Genomic DNA, 15,521 nt, shown 5'->3' with positions numbered 1-15,521 from the left:
AAGGAACAAACTCATGAACATGCGCGCGACAAACGCAGGCGGCGGGATGGGATCGCTGCTGGCCGATTTCCAACCGGATTTCGACTTCTCCGCGCCCTTGCCGCTTCCTGTCGAAGAGTTCGAGGATCGCCTTCGCAGAATTCGCCGTCAGGCGGTCGAGGCCGGTCATGACGCGCTGATCGTTCACGCCGGCAGCGTCGGCTGGTTCCACGCTTCGAACGCCTATCTTCGCTATATCTGCGACTGGATGCGCGAAGGCGTGCTGATCATTCCGACCGATGCCGACAAGGCGATGGTGCTTCTCTCCTTCTTCACGCAATCCGTCCTGCTTCCGCCGGGCGGCGAGCCTGTGCTCGTCGACGAAATCTGGCAGATCGGCCCGATCGGCCGCGAATATGCCGACCGTCCCGGCGATTCCGTCATCAAGACCGCCGAGAAATGCGCCGAGGTTCTCGCCAGTCTCGGTCTTGCCAAGGCCCAGATCGGCAGGATCGGCGACCGTACGTCGCTGACCTTCTGGTCTGCCCTCGACGAACTGCTGCCGAAGAGCAAGTTCGTGGCTGACAACGCCATTCTCGACCGCATGCAGAAGGTCCGCTCACTGCCCGAGATCGAGATGTTCCGCGCCGCCGCCCAGCTGATCAGCATCGGCACGCAGGCCGCCTATCATGTGGCGAAGTCAGGCGTCACCGACCATGAAATCCTTGCCGCCTTCACCTATGCGCAGATGGCGCTCGGCGGCGAAACCGGCGACGGCTACCAGATCGGCATCAATGAATTCGGCACCCATTGCGGCAAACCCTATGGCCACATCGTCAGGCCCGGCGACCTCATCAACCTCTATATCTCCAACGTGACCTATCGCGGCTATACCGCCCAGACCGCCCGCATGATCGCGATCGGCGACATCACCAGCCATCAGGAGGATGTGCTTGCCGCCTGCACCGAAGGCGTCAAGCGGGCCGAAAAGCTCATCAGGCCCGGCGCATTGATGCGCGACGTCAATAACGCCGCCTTCGAACCGATGATCGAGCGTGGCATGCTTTCGTCACCGGAAGCGCGCACCATGCCCTATAACTGGTCGCCGATGCCGGATGGCGGCGCACGCCTGATCCCCCATCAGTATGTGAAGGACATCGACTGGGAGGCGCAGGGCCGCAAGCTCATGCACGTCTATCCGGCAACGCACGGACCGCACAATCCGAACCTCGGCCATTCGGTCGGCATGGCCGGCGGCCAGAACAGCTTCAACATCTCCTCGCATAACTACGACAGGATGGAGGAAGGCATGGTCTTCGTGCTGCACACGCAGTGGCTGGAACCGCTGTCGGCCGGCTGCAATATCGGCGACATGTATGTCGTGACCAAGGACGGTTTCGAGAACCTCAGCCGCCATACCCCGCTTGAAACCCACCGCATCGCTGCCGAGGCCTGACATGACCCATCATAAACAACACACGCATTTCGATTTCGCCAAGCTGACCGAGCGCGAGCGTTACAAGATCCTCATCGGCACGGTCATTCCCCGCCCGATCGCGCTGGTGACGACGGTGAGCAAGGAAGGTCTGCCGAATGCCGGCCCGTTCAGCTTCTTCAACGTCCTGACCCACGACCCGGCAATCGTCGCCATCGGCGTCGAGAATCATGCCGACATGCGCTTCAAGGATACCGCCCGCAACATCCGCGAAACCGGCGAGTTCACGGTCCATATCTGCGATGACGCCCTTGTCGACCAGATGGAAGTCTGCGCCATCAAGTTCGGGCCCGAGATCGACGAACTCTCGGAAGCCGGACTGGCAACGGCGCCGGGACAGATGGTCAGAAGCCCGCGCATCCTGGCCGCACCCGCAGCACTCGAATGCCGCCGCCACACCACCCTGCAGGTCGGCCCGGCGCGCGAAATCATCCTCGGCGAAGTGCTCGGTGTCTACGTCAGAAGCGATGCGGTCAACCCGACGAACCTGCATATCGACCAGCAACTGATGGACGCCGTCGGAAGGATGGGCGGCCATACCTACACCAGGACGCGCGACCAGTTCGACATCAAGACGCAGACCAAGGAGGAGTGGAGTTCGCGAAAGAGCGTTTCAGAGCCGGTCAGCGCATAGCCGGGCTCGGGCTCCAGCCCATCGCGTGCCGTTGGGTGATCAGGTCCAATATGTCGAGGGTGAGGTGAATGACCGGCTGGAACTGACCGCCCTGCTTGTCCGTGTCCGGAAGGGATCGTTGCCTGATTGGCGAACGGTTTCGTGATGTGATAGCAAGACACGGGAATTGCACGCTCTCGGCGCGGCATGCCCATGTTGGGTGGAAGGGTCTGCTGCTGTGATCCGCACAAAGGTCGACACACTGTGGTTTAAGCGGTGCTGCGCGTTCCACCTGCAGTTCTTTCCCGATCGCGAGGCACTGTCAAAGCTCTGCAGCTTGCAGGGCAGTATCGAGCGAGACAGCACAGCCCCGCTCTTACGCGTCCCGTCTACAAGTCTGCACATGACCGTCGTCACTTTGGTCAGCGCAGCGACCTAACTCAGTATTCCAAACGACGAGGTCTGGAGGCTGAATGGGGGAAGATGGAAGGAGATCGCGGATAGACTGGTCGAAGAGACCCCGCCATTTGAGCTCCATTTTCATGAGGTGGCTGCTTCGGAAGCCGCTATCTTCGTAAAGGCTGAGGAGCCGCCGGCATTGCGCAGGCTTCGTTCGGCCATTTCAAATGCCATCTGCTTCGAACAGTGGCGTCCAACCCCGCCTCGAATAGCGCACATAACACTGTTCAGATTTTCTGCAGAAGACAGGCTACCCGCAGTCAACGTCGACGCAGGCTTATTGCCCACGGCAGTGAAGGTTGGATCCCTTAAATTGCTGGAAGAGCGCGTTTATCCAAGCGTCGAGATCAATATACTCAGCGAGCCACTCCTCCGGGGCAAAAGCACCTAATGGCAATTCTGGTTGGTCGAGCGGCTCTGCTTTGCCCCTAATTCAAAAACCGATAAAGCCAGTCGCGCGTCTCCTCCGGCAACGGAGCCGGCGATTCGTCTTCGGGGGCGTGGGCCTGCCAGATGATTTCCACCTCGGCGGCGCGCTCCTCGCCCGTCTCGATCGAAATGAGGAAGCCGATGGAGCGCACGCCGATCTTGTCGACGGTGGCGGTGAAGGTTGCCGGCTCGTCGTAGTGCAGCGGGCGGTGGAGAAAGCAGGAAACCTTGCTGGGGCTATAGACGGGTTCGTCATCGACATCGGGCCGTGAGGACCAGAAGCTCGCAAGCACGGACTCGGCATAGGAAATATAGGATGCCAGAAACATCCGGCCGGTCATATCGACATCGCGAAACGGCACGCGTATTTCCGCCACATCAGGACGTTTCGACTGACTCATCAACAGATCTGCCTTACAGAGTTCCCATGGCAACACTACTTCATAATTGCTTATACCGGAACCGGCTTAAGGATAAAATTACGCAATAGTTCAAAGTGTTACAGTGTTCTCCACGTATCGGAAAGATGCGGGGCAGTTGCAATGGACCTGATCGACGGGAACGGCGCAAATGAGACAGTTGTGATAGGCAAACGGTTGGACGGCGCGACAAGAGCGCTTGTTGAAATCGTCAGGCGATGCCCCATCTGCTGTGGCACATGACATAAGCGACCGATAGAGTGTCTTCATGAGCACCCGTCTTTATGAACACCCGATCTTCCTGGAACATGTGACGCCCGCCGGCCATCCGGAGCGATCGGACAGGATCCGCGCCATCAACGTTGCGCTGGAACATCCAAATTTCGAGCGGCTGGAGCGCCGGCAGGCGCCGCAGGCGAATGAGGATGCGGTGCTGCTGGCCCATCCCGAAGAACATCTCATCGCCGTCATGCGGGAGATCCCCGAGGAAGAGGGTGAGATCAACCAGATCGAAGCCGACACCTATGCCAGCAGCAAGAGCCTGCAGGCGGCGCTGACCGGCATTGGCGGGGCGATGGCGGCGGTGGACGACGTCTTTACCGGCCGGGCCGACAATGTCTTCGTCGCTGCCCGCCCGCCGGGGCACCATGCCGAGAAGATGACGGCGATGGGCTTCTGCTTCTTCAACAATGCGGCGATCGCCGCCCGCCATGCGCAGAAGACGCATGGCGCCGAGCGCATCGCCATCGTCGATTGGGATGTGCACCACGGCAACGGCACGCAGGATATCTTCTGGGACGATGCCTCGGTGCTGTTCTGCTCGACGCATCAGATGCCGCTCTATCCCGGCACCGGCGCCAAGGATGAGAAGGGCACACACAACACCATCGTCAATGCGCCGCTGTCGCCGAATGTCGGCAGCGACCACTTCCGCGAGGCGTTCAAATCGCGCGTGCTGCCGGCCCTTGACGATTTCCGGCCGGATCTCATCATCATCTCCGCCGGCTTCGACGCGCATCACCGCGATCCCTTAGCGCAGATCAATCTGACCGGCGAGGATTTCGACTGGGCGACCGGGCGGGTGCTCGAACTCGCGGACCGGCACGCGAAGAACCGGGTCGTCAGCCTGCTCGAAGGCGGTTATGATCTCGAGGGACTCGCCGAATCGGCGGGCATGCATATTCTGAGAATGATGAAGGGTTGAGAATGACTGACAGCGCCAAGCCTGAGGTATCAGGCCTTTCCTTCGAAAAGGCGGTCGCCGAACTCGAAAGTATCGTCGCCCGGCTGGAACGCGGCGATGTGGCGCTGGATGAATCGATCGAGATCTATGAGCGCGGCGAAGCGCTGAAGAAACATTGCGAGACCCTGCTTTCGGCCGCCGAAAACCGCATCGAGAAGATCCGGCTCGACCGCGCCGGCAAGCCGCAGGGCGTTGAGCCGCTCGACGGCGCCTGAGACAGCAAACTCCCTTTTGAAGATGCTTGGCTATCGGCTTCGGACCGATCTATGATCCCGAAACGATGAGGGGACAAGGAAATGTCGGACAGGTTGAAGGGCAAGGTCGCCATTATCTCGGGCGGCGCGACTGGCATGGGCGGTGCCGCCTCGAAGCTTTTTGCGGCGGAAGGCGCGCGTGTTGCGATCATCGACCGCAATGGCGATGCAGCCGCAGAGACCGTGAAGCACATCCGTGATGCCGGCGGCGAGGCCGATTGCTGGACGGCCGATGTCTCGGACGAAGCCGCCGTCAGTGCCGCCGTCGCCGGTGTCGAGGAACGCTACGGCGCAGTCACCGTGCTCTTCAATCACGCCGGCACGATCGTCATCAAACCTTTTCTCGAAACGACCGTCGAGGAATGGGACTGGCTGCATGCCGTCAATGTGCGCTCGATGTTCCTGATGACCAAGGCCGTGCTGCCGAAGATGATTGCGAGCGGCGGCGGGTCGATCGTCTGCACCTCGTCGATCTCGGCGGTCGCCGCTACGCCGATGGAAGTGCTTTACGACACGACCAAGGGTGCCGTGCACATGTTTGCCCGGGCTATTGCGGTAGAATTCCGTGACCGCAATATCCGCTGCAACGCCGTCTGCCCCGGCTTCATCCGCACGCCGCATGGCCTGCGGGAGGTGGCCGGCCTGCAGGCGCTCGGCGTCGACGTTTCGGATGCCGCCATTGCCGCGCAGCAGGGGCGGATCGGCGAGCCCGAAGATGTGGCGCGGGCCGCCCTTTATCTCGCCAGCGACGAGTCGAGCTTCGTCAATGGCGCCCATCTCTTCGTCGACAACGGTTTTACCGCGATCTGAACCAATCGCGCTTTCAAGTGTTGGAGCGTCTTAGCGCGTCCGGTTGGACGCGCGGCGCACTTTCCAGTGTTGGAGCGTCCTTTGCGCGTCCGATTGGACGCGCGGCGCTCCAGGCGCTATCTGTGAGCGATGACGCGCGGCACTGTAGCGATTGGAGATCCCCATGTCCTTCTTTCCCGGTAAAGACCCCCTGCCCGGCGATGCCTTCGCCTGCGACGCGATCGAGAGCCTGATCATCCCGCGCACCAGCGATATCGGCGGTTTTCAGGTGCGCCGCGCCCTGCCCAGCCGGCAGCGGCGGCTGGTCGGCCCGTTCATCTTCTTCGACCGCATGGGGCCGGCGATCCTGAAGCCCGACGAGGCGCTCGACGTCAAGCCGCATCCGCATATCGGGCTGTCGACGGTCACCTATCTGTTCGACGGCGAGATCCGCCATCGCGACAGCCTCGGCACCGAAAAGGTCATCCGTCCCGGCGATATCAACCTGATGACGGCCGGCCGCGGCATCGTGCATTCCGAACGCACGCCCGACAATCTGCGCGGCCATCCGCTGCTGATGTCGGGGCTGCAGACCTGGCTGGCGCTGCCCGACGACAAGGAGGAGATCGCTCCCGCCTTCACCCATACGGAAAAGTCCGCCATGCCGTTGATCGAGACGAGCGGTGTGCGCGGGCGGGTGGTCATCGGCTCGTTTGAAGGCATGACATCGCCGGTCGGCGTTTTCTCCGACACGCTCTATGTCGATCTCGACCTGCAGCCGGGCGCCAAATTTCCCTTCGGCGCGGGCCACGAAGAGCGCGCCGTCTATGTGCTCTCGGGCGAAGTCGTCATATCAGGCGACCGTTTTGCCGCCGACCAGCTGCTGGTCTTCCGACCGGGCGATGCGATCACGCTGGAAGCTGGCCGCGATGGCTGCCACCTGATGCTCTTCGGAGGGGCGGCGCTCAATTCGAAACGTTATATCTGGTGGAATTTCGTCTCCTCCTCGAAGGAGCGGATCGAACAGGCCAAGGAGGAATGGCGCAGCGGCCGCTTCGATATCGTTCCCGGTGACGAAGAGGAATTCGTGCCTTTGCCGGAAGGCTGAACCCGCCCGAATCCGGACCCTGATCGAAGAAATAGAGGGTGATATCCGCTGAAAAGCGCTCACGTTTTTCGGCACCATGCTTTAATAGTGGGAGCATGATGTTATCCGAAAACCGCTCACACTTTTCGGCATCATGCTCTAAGGTGAAAACCTTCGGTTCCTGAAATGCACTTGTTTTGCCGCAATCTAATCGAATAAAGCGGAACAAGGAAAAGCAAGAAAGAGCGCCCGCCCGTGACACAACTGCCGAAGACCCCCCTGCTCGACCAGGTCATCTATCCCGCCGACCTGCGCAAGCTCGAGGATCGCGACCTGCCGCAGCTTGCCCGCGAAGTCCGGGACGAAATGATTGATGCGGTGTCGCGCACCGGCGGCCATCTTGGCGCCGGTCTCGGCGTCGTCGAATTGACGATCGCCATCCACAGCGTCTTCGACACGCCTGATGATCGGCTGATCTTCGATGTCGGCCATCAATGTTATCCGCACAAGATTCTCACCGGCCGGCGTGACCGCATCCGGACGCTGCGCCAGGAAGACGGGCTGTCCGGCTTCACCCGCCGGGCGGAAAGCGAATATGATCCCTTCGGGGCGGCGCATTCCTCGACCTCGATCTCGGCCGGCCTCGGCATGGCGATTGCCGCCGACCTCGACAAATCAGACCGCCGCGTCATCGCCGTCATCGGCGACGGGGCGATGTCGGCCGGCATGGCCTATGAGGCGCTGAACAATGCCGGCGCGCTCGATGCCCGCCTCATCGTCATCCTCAACGACAACGACATGTCGATTGCGCCGCCGACAGGGGCAATGAGCGCCTATCTCGCGCGCCTTGCCTCGGGTCGCACCTATATGGGCTTCCGCGACCTCGGCAAGAAGCTGACGGCCTATCTCGGCAAGAACATCGACCGAGCGATCACCCGCGCCGTCGAGCATGCGCGCGGCTATGTCACCGGCGGCACGATGTTCGAGGAGATGGGCTTCTATCATATCGGCCCGATCGACGGGCATTCCTTCGACCACCTGCTGCCCGTGTTGCGCAACGTGCGCGACAATGGGCGCGGACCGGTGCTGATCCATGTCGTCACCCAGAAGGGCAAGGGCTATCCGCCGGCGGAAGCCGCGGCCGACAAATATCACGGCGTCAACAAGTTCGACGTCATCACCGGCGCCCAGGCAAGGGTCAAGCCGAATGCGCCGAGCTATACCAGCGTCTTTGCCGAAGCGCTGGTGCAGGAAGCCACCCTCGACGACAAGATCGTCGGCATCACCGCCGCCATGCCGAACGGCACCGGCCTCGACAAGCTCGCCGAGGCCTTTCCGTCGCGCTGTTTCGACGTCGGTATTGCCGAACAGCATGCCGTCACCTTTGCCGCCGGCCTTGCGGCCGAAGGCTACAAGCCGTTCGCCGCCCTCTATTCCACCTTCCTGCAGCGCGCCTACGACCAGGTCGTGCACGACGTGGCGATCCAGGGCCTGCCGGTGCGTTTTCCGATCGACCGTGCCGGCTTCGTCGGCGCCGACGGGCCGACGCATGCCGGCTCCTTCGACACCACCTTCCTCACCACCCTGCCCGGCTTCGTGGTGATGGCGGCGGCCGACGAGGCCGAACTCAAGCACATGGTGCGCACGGCTGTGGCCTATGATGGCGGGCCGATCTCATTCCGCTATCCGCGCGGCGAAGGCGTCGGCGTCGACATGCCGGCGCGCGGCGAAATCCTGCAGATCGGCAAGGGCCGCATCGTCAAGGAAGGCACCAAGGTGGCGCTGCTCTCCTTCGGCACCCGGCTTGCCGACTGTCTGCTTGCCGCCGAGGATCTCGATGCCGCCGGGCTTTCGACGACGGTCGCCGATGCGCGTTTCGCCAAGCCGCTCGATCACGACCTGATCCGCCAGCTTGCCCGCCACCACGAGATGGTGATCACCATCGAAGAAGGCTCGATCGGCGGCTTCGGCAGCCACGTGATGCATTTCCTCGCCACCGAAGGCCTGCTCGACAACGGCCTGAAGCTGCGCTCGCTCGTCATGCCCGACATCTGGATGGAGCAGGCCAAGCCCGAAGCGATGAACGCCCACGCCGGCCTCAACCGCGCCGGCATCGTCTCGACGGTGTTCAAGGCGCTGGGCCGCGGCGTTGCGGTTGGGGTTGCTGGGTAGGTGAATTTGTGAGGGGTGCCGTGTAGCCCCTCATCCGCCCTACGGGCACCTTCTCCCCGAGGGGAGAAGAGGGAATCGAGACGTCGCCGCAAATCTCTTCTCCCCTCGGGGAGAAGGTGCCGGCAGGCGGATGAGGGGGCCGCCCGGCAGGTCCTCTCAATAAAAAAGGCGGCGCATTACTGCACCGCCCTTTTCATTTAACGTCCCTGTGAAGGGCCCCCCTCAGAACTCCGTCCAGTCTTCCTTCACGGCCGCGGCGCTCGCCTGTCTTCCGCCGAAAGCCTTGGCGACGGTGCGGGTCAAAGCGTGGGCCGGAGAGGCGACCGGGCGGGCGTTGGTGCCGGCAACGGCTGCGCGCGGCGCCGGGGCCACCTGGCCGAGCTTGAACTGGCGCAGCAAGTCGTCGAGGGCGCTGGCTTCCTGGGCGAGCGCATGGCTGGCGGCGGTCTGCTCCTCGACCATGGCGGCGTTCTGCTGCGTGCCCTGGTCCATGTTGTTGACGGCGGTGTTGATCTCCTGCAGGCCGATCGACTGTTCGCGCGTGGCGGTGACGATGGCGCTGACGTGGTGGTTGATCTCCTGCACCTCAGAGACGATGACCTCCAGCGCCTTGCCGGTCTCGCCGACGAGGCCGACGCCGGCAACGACTTGTTCGCCCGAGGTGGTGATCAGCGCCTTGATCTCCTTGGCGGCCTTGGCCGAGCGCTGGGCGAGCTCGCGCACTTCCTGGGCGACGACCGCAAAGCCCTTGCCGGCATCGCCGGCACGGGCGGCTTCAACGCCTGCGTTCAGGGCCAAAAGGTTGGTCTGGAAGGCGATGTCGTCGATGACGCCGATGATGTTGGAGATTTCGCCAGACGACTTCTCGATCTGCTGCATGGCGGAGACGGCCTTGCGGACGACTTCGCCTGACTTTTCAGCGCCGAGGCGGGCGCGCTCGACGAGATTGCCGACATCCTCGGCGCGCTTGGCGCTGTCGCGGACGGTTGTCGTCACTTCCTCGAGTGCCGCGGCCGTCTGTTCGACGGCGGCAGCCTGCTGCTCGGTGCGGTGGGCAAGATCATCGGCGGCCGAGCGGATTTCGCCGGCGCCGGCATTGATCGCCGAGGCGTTGCGGCCGACCGATTGCAGTGCCGCCTGCAGCTTTTCGACGGCATGGTTGAAGTCATTGCGCAGGCTGTCATATTGCGAGGCGAACGGCGTCTGGATACGACCGGCCATATCGCCATTGGCAAGTTCGGCAAGGCCGCCCGCCAAAGCGTCGATGGCATAGCGGATCTCGCCTTCCTCGCGCGCCTTCTGCTCATCACCTGCCCGGCGCTGGCGCTCGGCGTCGTCGCGCATACGGTCGGTCTCGCCGGCAAGGCGCAGCTTCTCGATCGCCGCCTGCTTGAAGACCAGAACCGACTGGGCCATGCGGCCGATTTCGTCGCCGCGCTCGACAGCTGGAACCTCGATGTCGTTCTGACCGCCGGCGAGGCGATCCATGGCCGCAGTCATGCCAACGACCGGGCGGACGATGATGCGCGACATCAGCCAGGCGAGCATGGCGGCGGCCAGCGAGGCGAGGATACCGCCGGCAAGCAGCGTCATCTTCAGATCGCTGTTGGCATCGGCCCGGATGGCGGCGAGCGCATTCGATTTTTCACGCGCGGTGGCCTTGATCTTGGCCGAGGCCTGGCGGAAACCGTCGAGCTGGCCCTTGGTGGCATTAACGCCGATCTTGACGACCTCTTCGATCGGCATGTCGGTTTCCTTGCGCGCCTTGGTCTGCGGCTCGGCGAGTTCATGGAAATAGAGATCGGCCGCCTTCTGCATGCCGTCGATCATCTCGACCAGCTGCGGCTCGCCGGCGGCCGTCTGCTTGGCAGCGGCAATCGCCTTCAGCATCCGCTCGCGATTGGCGAAGACGTCGCCATAGGTGCTGTCGCTGCGAAAGAGGATGAAGCCACGCAGGTTGACGGCCTGTTCGAGCATCGCCTGCAGCGCATCGTCGATCTGGTTGACGAGCAGCTCGGACTTTTCCTGCTCGGCAGAAGCGGCTGCGGACGCCGTCGCCTTGGAATAAACGAAAGCGGAAACGGCGACGAAAATGAGAATGAGGGCTGCGAACGTGGCCGCAAGTTTACCGTTCAAGGATATGTTTTTGGCGGACATCGGTGGTTTCTCCTGACGACAGTCGACGCGGCGAGAGGCAGGTCGCGCGAGACGCGCAACCGCAGGGACGTTTGAACCTGAGAACATGATCGGAAATGCTTGCGCCTTCATGGCGCCGAGCAGTCCAGACGAACCGCTGCAATCAAGCCGAACCTATATGGGCAGGCTTTAAATTTGTTTAAATTTGTGCAGCGCAACAGCGGCCGAGCCGGCGGATTATTGTGCCGTTTCCGGAGGATTGAGGATCAGGATGTCGAAATCTTTTGTCGGATCGAAATCCTCTGATGTCATCCGGAAGGTCGTCGGACCGATCTTCCGAACGTTGCTGCCGCAGAAGCTGATGAGGCTTCCGGGCTTGCCCTTGTCGATCGTCAGCTGGAAGCGCTTGATCGGTCCCGCCCAGTTGGCGCCGGTCGACAGCACATAGGAGATCCAGCTTTCGGTATAGTTGGCGCCTCCCGCCTCGGCTTCCCGAGCACGCTGCTGGGCAACCTTGACGAAATCTCCGTCGAGGCAGTATTTGCGCGAATAGTCCTCGAAACGCTCGCCCTTCGGCTCGCCACCTTCGAGAAAGCTGATGGCAACGGTGCCGCCGACGGCCGGCTTGTAGCGATGCTCGACGCTGACTTTCTTCTTCGCCGGGAAGGTGGTGCGCCACCAATAGGTCGAGCGCAGCGTCCACAGCGGCACGAGATCCACCTTGGCGGTGCCGTCGGCGTCGCCCTCGGCCATGGGATAGACGAGGCCGCGGGCGATCCAGTCCTTGCGGACGGTTTCGGAAAGCTTGGCGAGCGCCTCGGTCGTCTTCTGGCTATAGGGCAGAACGGGAATGCCCAGCTTGGCGAACTCGTCGGTCACATCGATGCCGAGCGAGACGACGCGCTGCTGCAGCTTGGCGGTGATAGGCCTGCCATCCTGCACGGTGGAGAAATGCAGGAAATTATCGCTGTCATAATCGGAGATGGCGGAATTGTTGTCGACCTGGCCAGTGATGTCGGGCATCGGAAAGGCGACCAGGCTCTCGACAACCTTGTCGGAGCTATTCTCGAACACATAGTCGACGCGCACTTCCGAAGCGGAGATGAAGAGATCCTCTTCCGCCATACTGACATCGTCGGATTGGGCAAAGATCAGCCCGCCGGTCTTGACCTCGGCCATAGTGTCGTTCGCGAGCGCGGGCGATGCGATCGCTACCGCGACAATCAGAGTGAAGAGCTTCAGCATGGAACACCCCCGTGTCTGCGGTCCGCCCCGCGATCGCCGCGGCAGGATTATCGCCGAAAGCTTTTGAGGGTCAATGACGGTCTTGGGAACAAAATGCTTGCAACCGGCGGCTTTGCCGGTCATGCACAGCCGATGTCAGATCAAAACACCCAACGCCTCGACCAGCTTCTCGTCTCCCTCGGCCTCTTTGCCAGCCGCTCGCGCGCCCGCGACGCCGTGCAGCGCGGCACTGTCAGGATCGGCGGCCAGGTGGTCACGAAGGCCGGCGCGCTGTTTGGCGCGGACGCGGCCATCGAGATCGACGATCCGGCGCAGGACTACGTCTCGCGCGCCGCACTGAAGCTTGCCGCCGCACTCGACCATTTCCGGCTCGATCCCGCCGGCCATCACTGTCTTGATGTCGGCGCTTCCACAGGCGGCTTCACCGAGGTGCTGCTGCAGCGCGGGGCTGCGCATGTCACCGCGATCGATGTCGGCCATGGGCAGATGCACCCGCGCATATCAGGCGATCCGCGCGTGACCAACAGGGAAGGCCTCAACGCCCGCAACCTGACCGCAGACGATATCGGCCATCCCGCCACCTTCATCGTTTCCGACGTCTCCTTCATCACGCTGAGGCTGGCGCTTGCCCCGGCTCTCGAGATCGCCGAACCGGGCGCTGTCGCCGTGCTGCTGGTCAAGCCGCAGTTCGAGGCCGGGCGCGAGGCGATCGGCAAGGGCGGGATGCTGAAGGACCCCTCGTCCGCTCCCACTGTTGCTGCAGAACTGGAGCGCTGGTTCATTGAGGATATGGGCTGGAAAAGCCTCGGCCTCATCCCCTCCCCGATTTCCGGCGGCGACGGCAATCAGGAGTTCCTTCTGGCAGGATTGAAACCGTGAGCACCGAAACCGTCACGATCGAGAAGCTCGGCGCCCAGGGCGACGGCATCGCCAGCAGCGCCGGCGGACCTGTCTATGTGCCCTTTTCCCTGCCCGGGGAAACGGTGGCGATCGCCCGCGTCAAAAGCCAGGGCACGATCATGTCGATCACAACGCCATCGCCCGACCGGCAGGAGCCGCCCTGCCGGCATTTCGGCCCGGATGGCGTCAACGGCACCTGCGGCGGCTGCACGCTGCAGCATATGGCAGATGCGCCCTACGGCGCCTTCAAGCGCCAGCTGGTCATCGATGCGCTGAAATCGAAGGGGCTGACACCCGAGGTCGGCGAGATCGTTCCGGCCCGGCCGGGCGAGCGCCGGCGTGTCGTCTTTGCGGCGCGCAAGACCGAGAAGGACATGCTTGTTGGATTCAACCAGGCCGAAAGCCACCATATCGTCGCCATCGAGGAATGTCCGATCTCGTCGGCAGGGATCATCGCCCGACTGCCGGCGATCAGGGCGATTGCTGCATCGCTCGCGACCAGCGCCGAACCCTTCCGCGTCGCGGTGCTCGAAACGCTTTCCGGCCTGGACATATCAGTCGACGAGGTGAAGAAACTCTCCGACCCGCAGCGGCGCAAGGCAATCGAGACCGCGCTTAGCCTGCGCGGCATCGCCCGTGTTTCGCTGAACGGCGAAATCCTCGTCGAGCCGTCGAAGCCGATGGTCGAATTCGGCGGCGTCCAGGTTTCGCCGCCGCCGGGCGGTTTCACCCAGGCGACCAAGCCGGCGGAAGAGGCGATGGCAGAGCTGGTCACGGCTCATGCCGGCAAGGCGAAGCGGATCGCCGATCTCTTTGCCGGCGCCGGCACGTTTTCGCTGCGGCTGGCGCGGATCGGCCGCGTGCACGCCGTCGAAGCCGAGGCAAAGGCGCTCGCCGCACTCGACCATGCCGCCCGCAACACGCAAGGGCTGAAGCCGGTCACCGTCGAAAAGCGCGATCTCTTTCGCCGTCCCCTGATGACGCAGGAGTTCAAGCCCTATGACGTTGTCGTCTTCGATCCGCCGCGCGCCGGTGCCGAGTTCCAGTGCCAGGAGCTTGCCCGCTCAGGCGTGAAGAAGATCGTGGCCGTCAGCTGCAATCCGCTGACGCTGGCGCGGGATCTCGCGATCCTCGTCGAGGGCGGCTACCGGATCACCGGGGTGACGCCAATCGACCAGTTCCTCTGGACCTCGCATGTCGAGGTGGTGGCGACGCTGGAGAAATAGGCGTGCCTGTCGGAAAGACCAAAAGACGCAACCCCTACTATAACGGTCCAGTGTCCGATCACTTCGACGGCACGCATTTCTTCAATCCCGAAGGTATTGAGCCCCTTGGTTTCCGTGATCTGCTGCGGTGGCAATTCGGCGGCGGCCGTGAGCGTTGGCCGCAATCGGTCCCAAGTCCATACGCGGCGGCCAAGCCGGATCCATGCGTAGACGGCGAGGATCTAAGGGTGACCATGGTTGGTCATGCAACAATGCTCGTGCAGGTCGCTGGGCTCAATATCCTCACCGACCCGGTGTGGTCAGAGCGCGCGAGTCCCTTCGCTTTTGCTGGACCCAAGCGCGTCGTCCAACCGGGCATCGCGTTCGATGATCTGCCGCCAATTGATCTCGTGCTGGTATCGCACAATCATTATGATCATCTCGATATCGCAACGCTCAGGCGGTTGGGTGCGAAGCATCGGCCGCGTGTCGTGACGCCACTCGGCAATGACACGATCATACGCCGTGCCGTGCCCGATATACAGACGACATCGATGGACTGGGGCGAGCGCATTTCGCACGCCGGAATAAGCATTGATGCCGAGCCTGCACACCACTGGTCCGCCCGCGGAACCGCCGATCGCCGGATGGCACTCTGGGCGTCGTTCGTTTTATCGACTCCGGCCGGAAAAATTTATCACGTCGGAGATACGGGCTTTCACCACGGCATCAATTACAAAGCGGCACAGCAGAAGCATGGCGGCTTTCGCCTGGCCATTTTACCCTTCGGCGCATATGAGCCGCGCTGGTTCATGAAAGGGCAGCACCAGAATCCGCAGGAGGCGGTGATCGGGATGAAGTTGGCAAATGCGACCTATGTCGCCGGGCACCACTTCGCCACGTTCCAACTGACAAATGAAGCGGTCGACGCGCCGGCAAGAGCGTTGCAAGACGCCATGAGCGAGCATGATATTCCCCCGGAACGGTTCCGGCCGCTCATGGCCGGCGAGGTATTCAACGTGCCGGCGGCCTGATCGGTATCCGTTTGCTCCCGGTGTTGGTCGCCCTGCTGACCGAGATCGCCGCGAAGCGGCGC

13 protein-coding genes and 1 pseudogene are annotated in these 15,521 nt (G+C 62.5%); 11 read left to right on the top strand and 3 right to left on the bottom strand.

Going from position 1 to position 15,521, the window contains the following annotated elements; genetic code table 11:
- The first annotated feature begins 13 nt into the window (after positions 1–13).
- From C3Y91_RS18700 to C3Y91_RS18690, 3 genes and pseudogenes are all read left to right on the top strand, one after another.
- The gene (locus C3Y91_RS18700) at positions 14–1,435 is read left to right on the top strand and encodes a M24 family metallopeptidase (protein WP_130785641.1); all 1,422 of its coding nucleotides are present in this window, start codon (positions 14–16) and stop codon (positions 1,433–1,435) included.
- Position 1,436: 1 nt separating this feature from the next.
- Entirely contained in the window at positions 1,437–2,108 is a 672-nt protein-coding gene (locus C3Y91_RS18695; protein ID WP_024321261.1) for a flavin reductase family protein, read from the top strand.
- A gap of 217 nt (positions 2,109–2,325) precedes the next feature.
- A pseudogene (locus C3Y91_RS18690) lies at positions 2,326–2,937 on the top strand (2'-5' RNA ligase family protein).
- 37 nt (positions 2,938–2,974) lie between these two features.
- On the opposite strand, the gene C3Y91_RS18685 reads toward C3Y91_RS18690, so the two are convergent.
- Complete coding sequence (locus C3Y91_RS18685; protein ID WP_024321263.1) at positions 2,975–3,376, bottom strand: acyl-CoA thioesterase; 402 nt, start codon at positions 3,374–3,376, stop codon at positions 2,975–2,977.
- A gap of 286 nt (positions 3,377–3,662) precedes the next feature.
- On the opposite strand from C3Y91_RS18685, the gene C3Y91_RS18680 reads away from it, so the two are divergent.
- The 5 genes from C3Y91_RS18680 (at position 3,663) to dxs (ending at position 8,939) form a co-directional block, all read left to right on the top strand.
- Positions 3,663–4,598 (top strand): histone deacetylase family protein, encoded by a 936-nt coding sequence (locus tag C3Y91_RS18680; protein WP_018449324.1) that lies wholly within the window; start codon positions 3,663–3,665, stop codon positions 4,596–4,598.
- A 2-nt stretch (positions 4,599–4,600) separates the two neighbouring features.
- On the top strand, positions 4,601–4,852 hold the full coding sequence (locus C3Y91_RS18675; RefSeq protein ID WP_003545921.1) for an exodeoxyribonuclease VII small subunit: 252 nt from the start codon (positions 4,601–4,603) through the stop codon (positions 4,850–4,852).
- A gap of 81 nt (positions 4,853–4,933) precedes the next feature.
- Positions 4,934–5,701 (top strand): SDR family NAD(P)-dependent oxidoreductase, encoded by a 768-nt coding sequence (locus tag C3Y91_RS18670; protein WP_075224732.1) that lies wholly within the window; start codon positions 4,934–4,936, stop codon positions 5,699–5,701.
- Between the two features lie 163 nt (positions 5,702–5,864).
- On the top strand, positions 5,865–6,788 hold the full coding sequence (locus C3Y91_RS18665; protein ID WP_130681090.1) for a pirin family protein: 924 nt from the start codon (positions 5,865–5,867) through the stop codon (positions 6,786–6,788).
- A 234-nt stretch (positions 6,789–7,022) separates the two neighbouring features.
- Positions 7,023–8,939, top strand: a complete 1,917-nt coding sequence (gene dxs, locus C3Y91_RS18660) for a 1-deoxy-D-xylulose-5-phosphate synthase (protein WP_168575673.1) — start codon at positions 7,023–7,025, stop codon at positions 8,937–8,939.
- 222 nt (positions 8,940–9,161) lie between these two features.
- On the opposite strand, the gene C3Y91_RS18655 is transcribed toward dxs, so the two are convergent.
- Positions 9,162–11,096 (bottom strand): methyl-accepting chemotaxis protein, encoded by a 1,935-nt coding sequence (locus C3Y91_RS18655; protein WP_168575672.1) that lies wholly within the window; start codon positions 11,094–11,096, stop codon positions 9,162–9,164.
- A gap of 216 nt (positions 11,097–11,312) precedes the next feature.
- On the bottom strand, positions 11,313–12,320 hold the full coding sequence (locus C3Y91_RS18650) for a DUF4424 domain-containing protein (protein WP_024321268.1): 1,008 nt from the start codon (positions 12,318–12,320) through the stop codon (positions 11,313–11,315).
- Positions 12,321–12,413: 93 nt separating this feature from the next.
- Between C3Y91_RS18650 and C3Y91_RS18645 the strand changes: the two genes are divergently transcribed.
- Genes C3Y91_RS18645 through C3Y91_RS18635 form a run of 3 tightly spaced genes read left to right on the top strand, consistent with a single transcriptional unit; the run spans position 12,414 to position 15,459 of the window.
- On the top strand, positions 12,414–13,199 hold the full coding sequence (locus C3Y91_RS18645; RefSeq protein WP_174827069.1) for a TlyA family RNA methyltransferase: 786 nt from the start codon (positions 12,414–12,416) through the stop codon (positions 13,197–13,199).
- Positions 13,196–14,446, top strand: coding sequence for a class I SAM-dependent RNA methyltransferase (locus C3Y91_RS18640; RefSeq protein ID WP_027689621.1), 1,251 nt, complete (start codon positions 13,196–13,198; stop codon positions 14,444–14,446). Before C3Y91_RS18645 ends, C3Y91_RS18640 begins: the two co-directional genes overlap by 4 nt.
- A gap of 2 nt (positions 14,447–14,448) precedes the next feature.
- On the top strand, positions 14,449–15,459 hold the full coding sequence (locus C3Y91_RS18635) for an MBL fold metallo-hydrolase (protein ID WP_130685986.1): 1,011 nt from the start codon (positions 14,449–14,451) through the stop codon (positions 15,457–15,459).
- Positions 15,460–15,521: the final 62 nt, after the last annotated feature.

It is taken from the genome of Rhizobium ruizarguesonis, from assembly GCF_012349115.1.
Taxonomy (GTDB): domain Bacteria; phylum Pseudomonadota; class Alphaproteobacteria; order Rhizobiales; family Rhizobiaceae; genus Rhizobium; species Rhizobium ruizarguesonis.
This window is presented reverse-complemented; position numbering and strand designations above follow the sequence as displayed.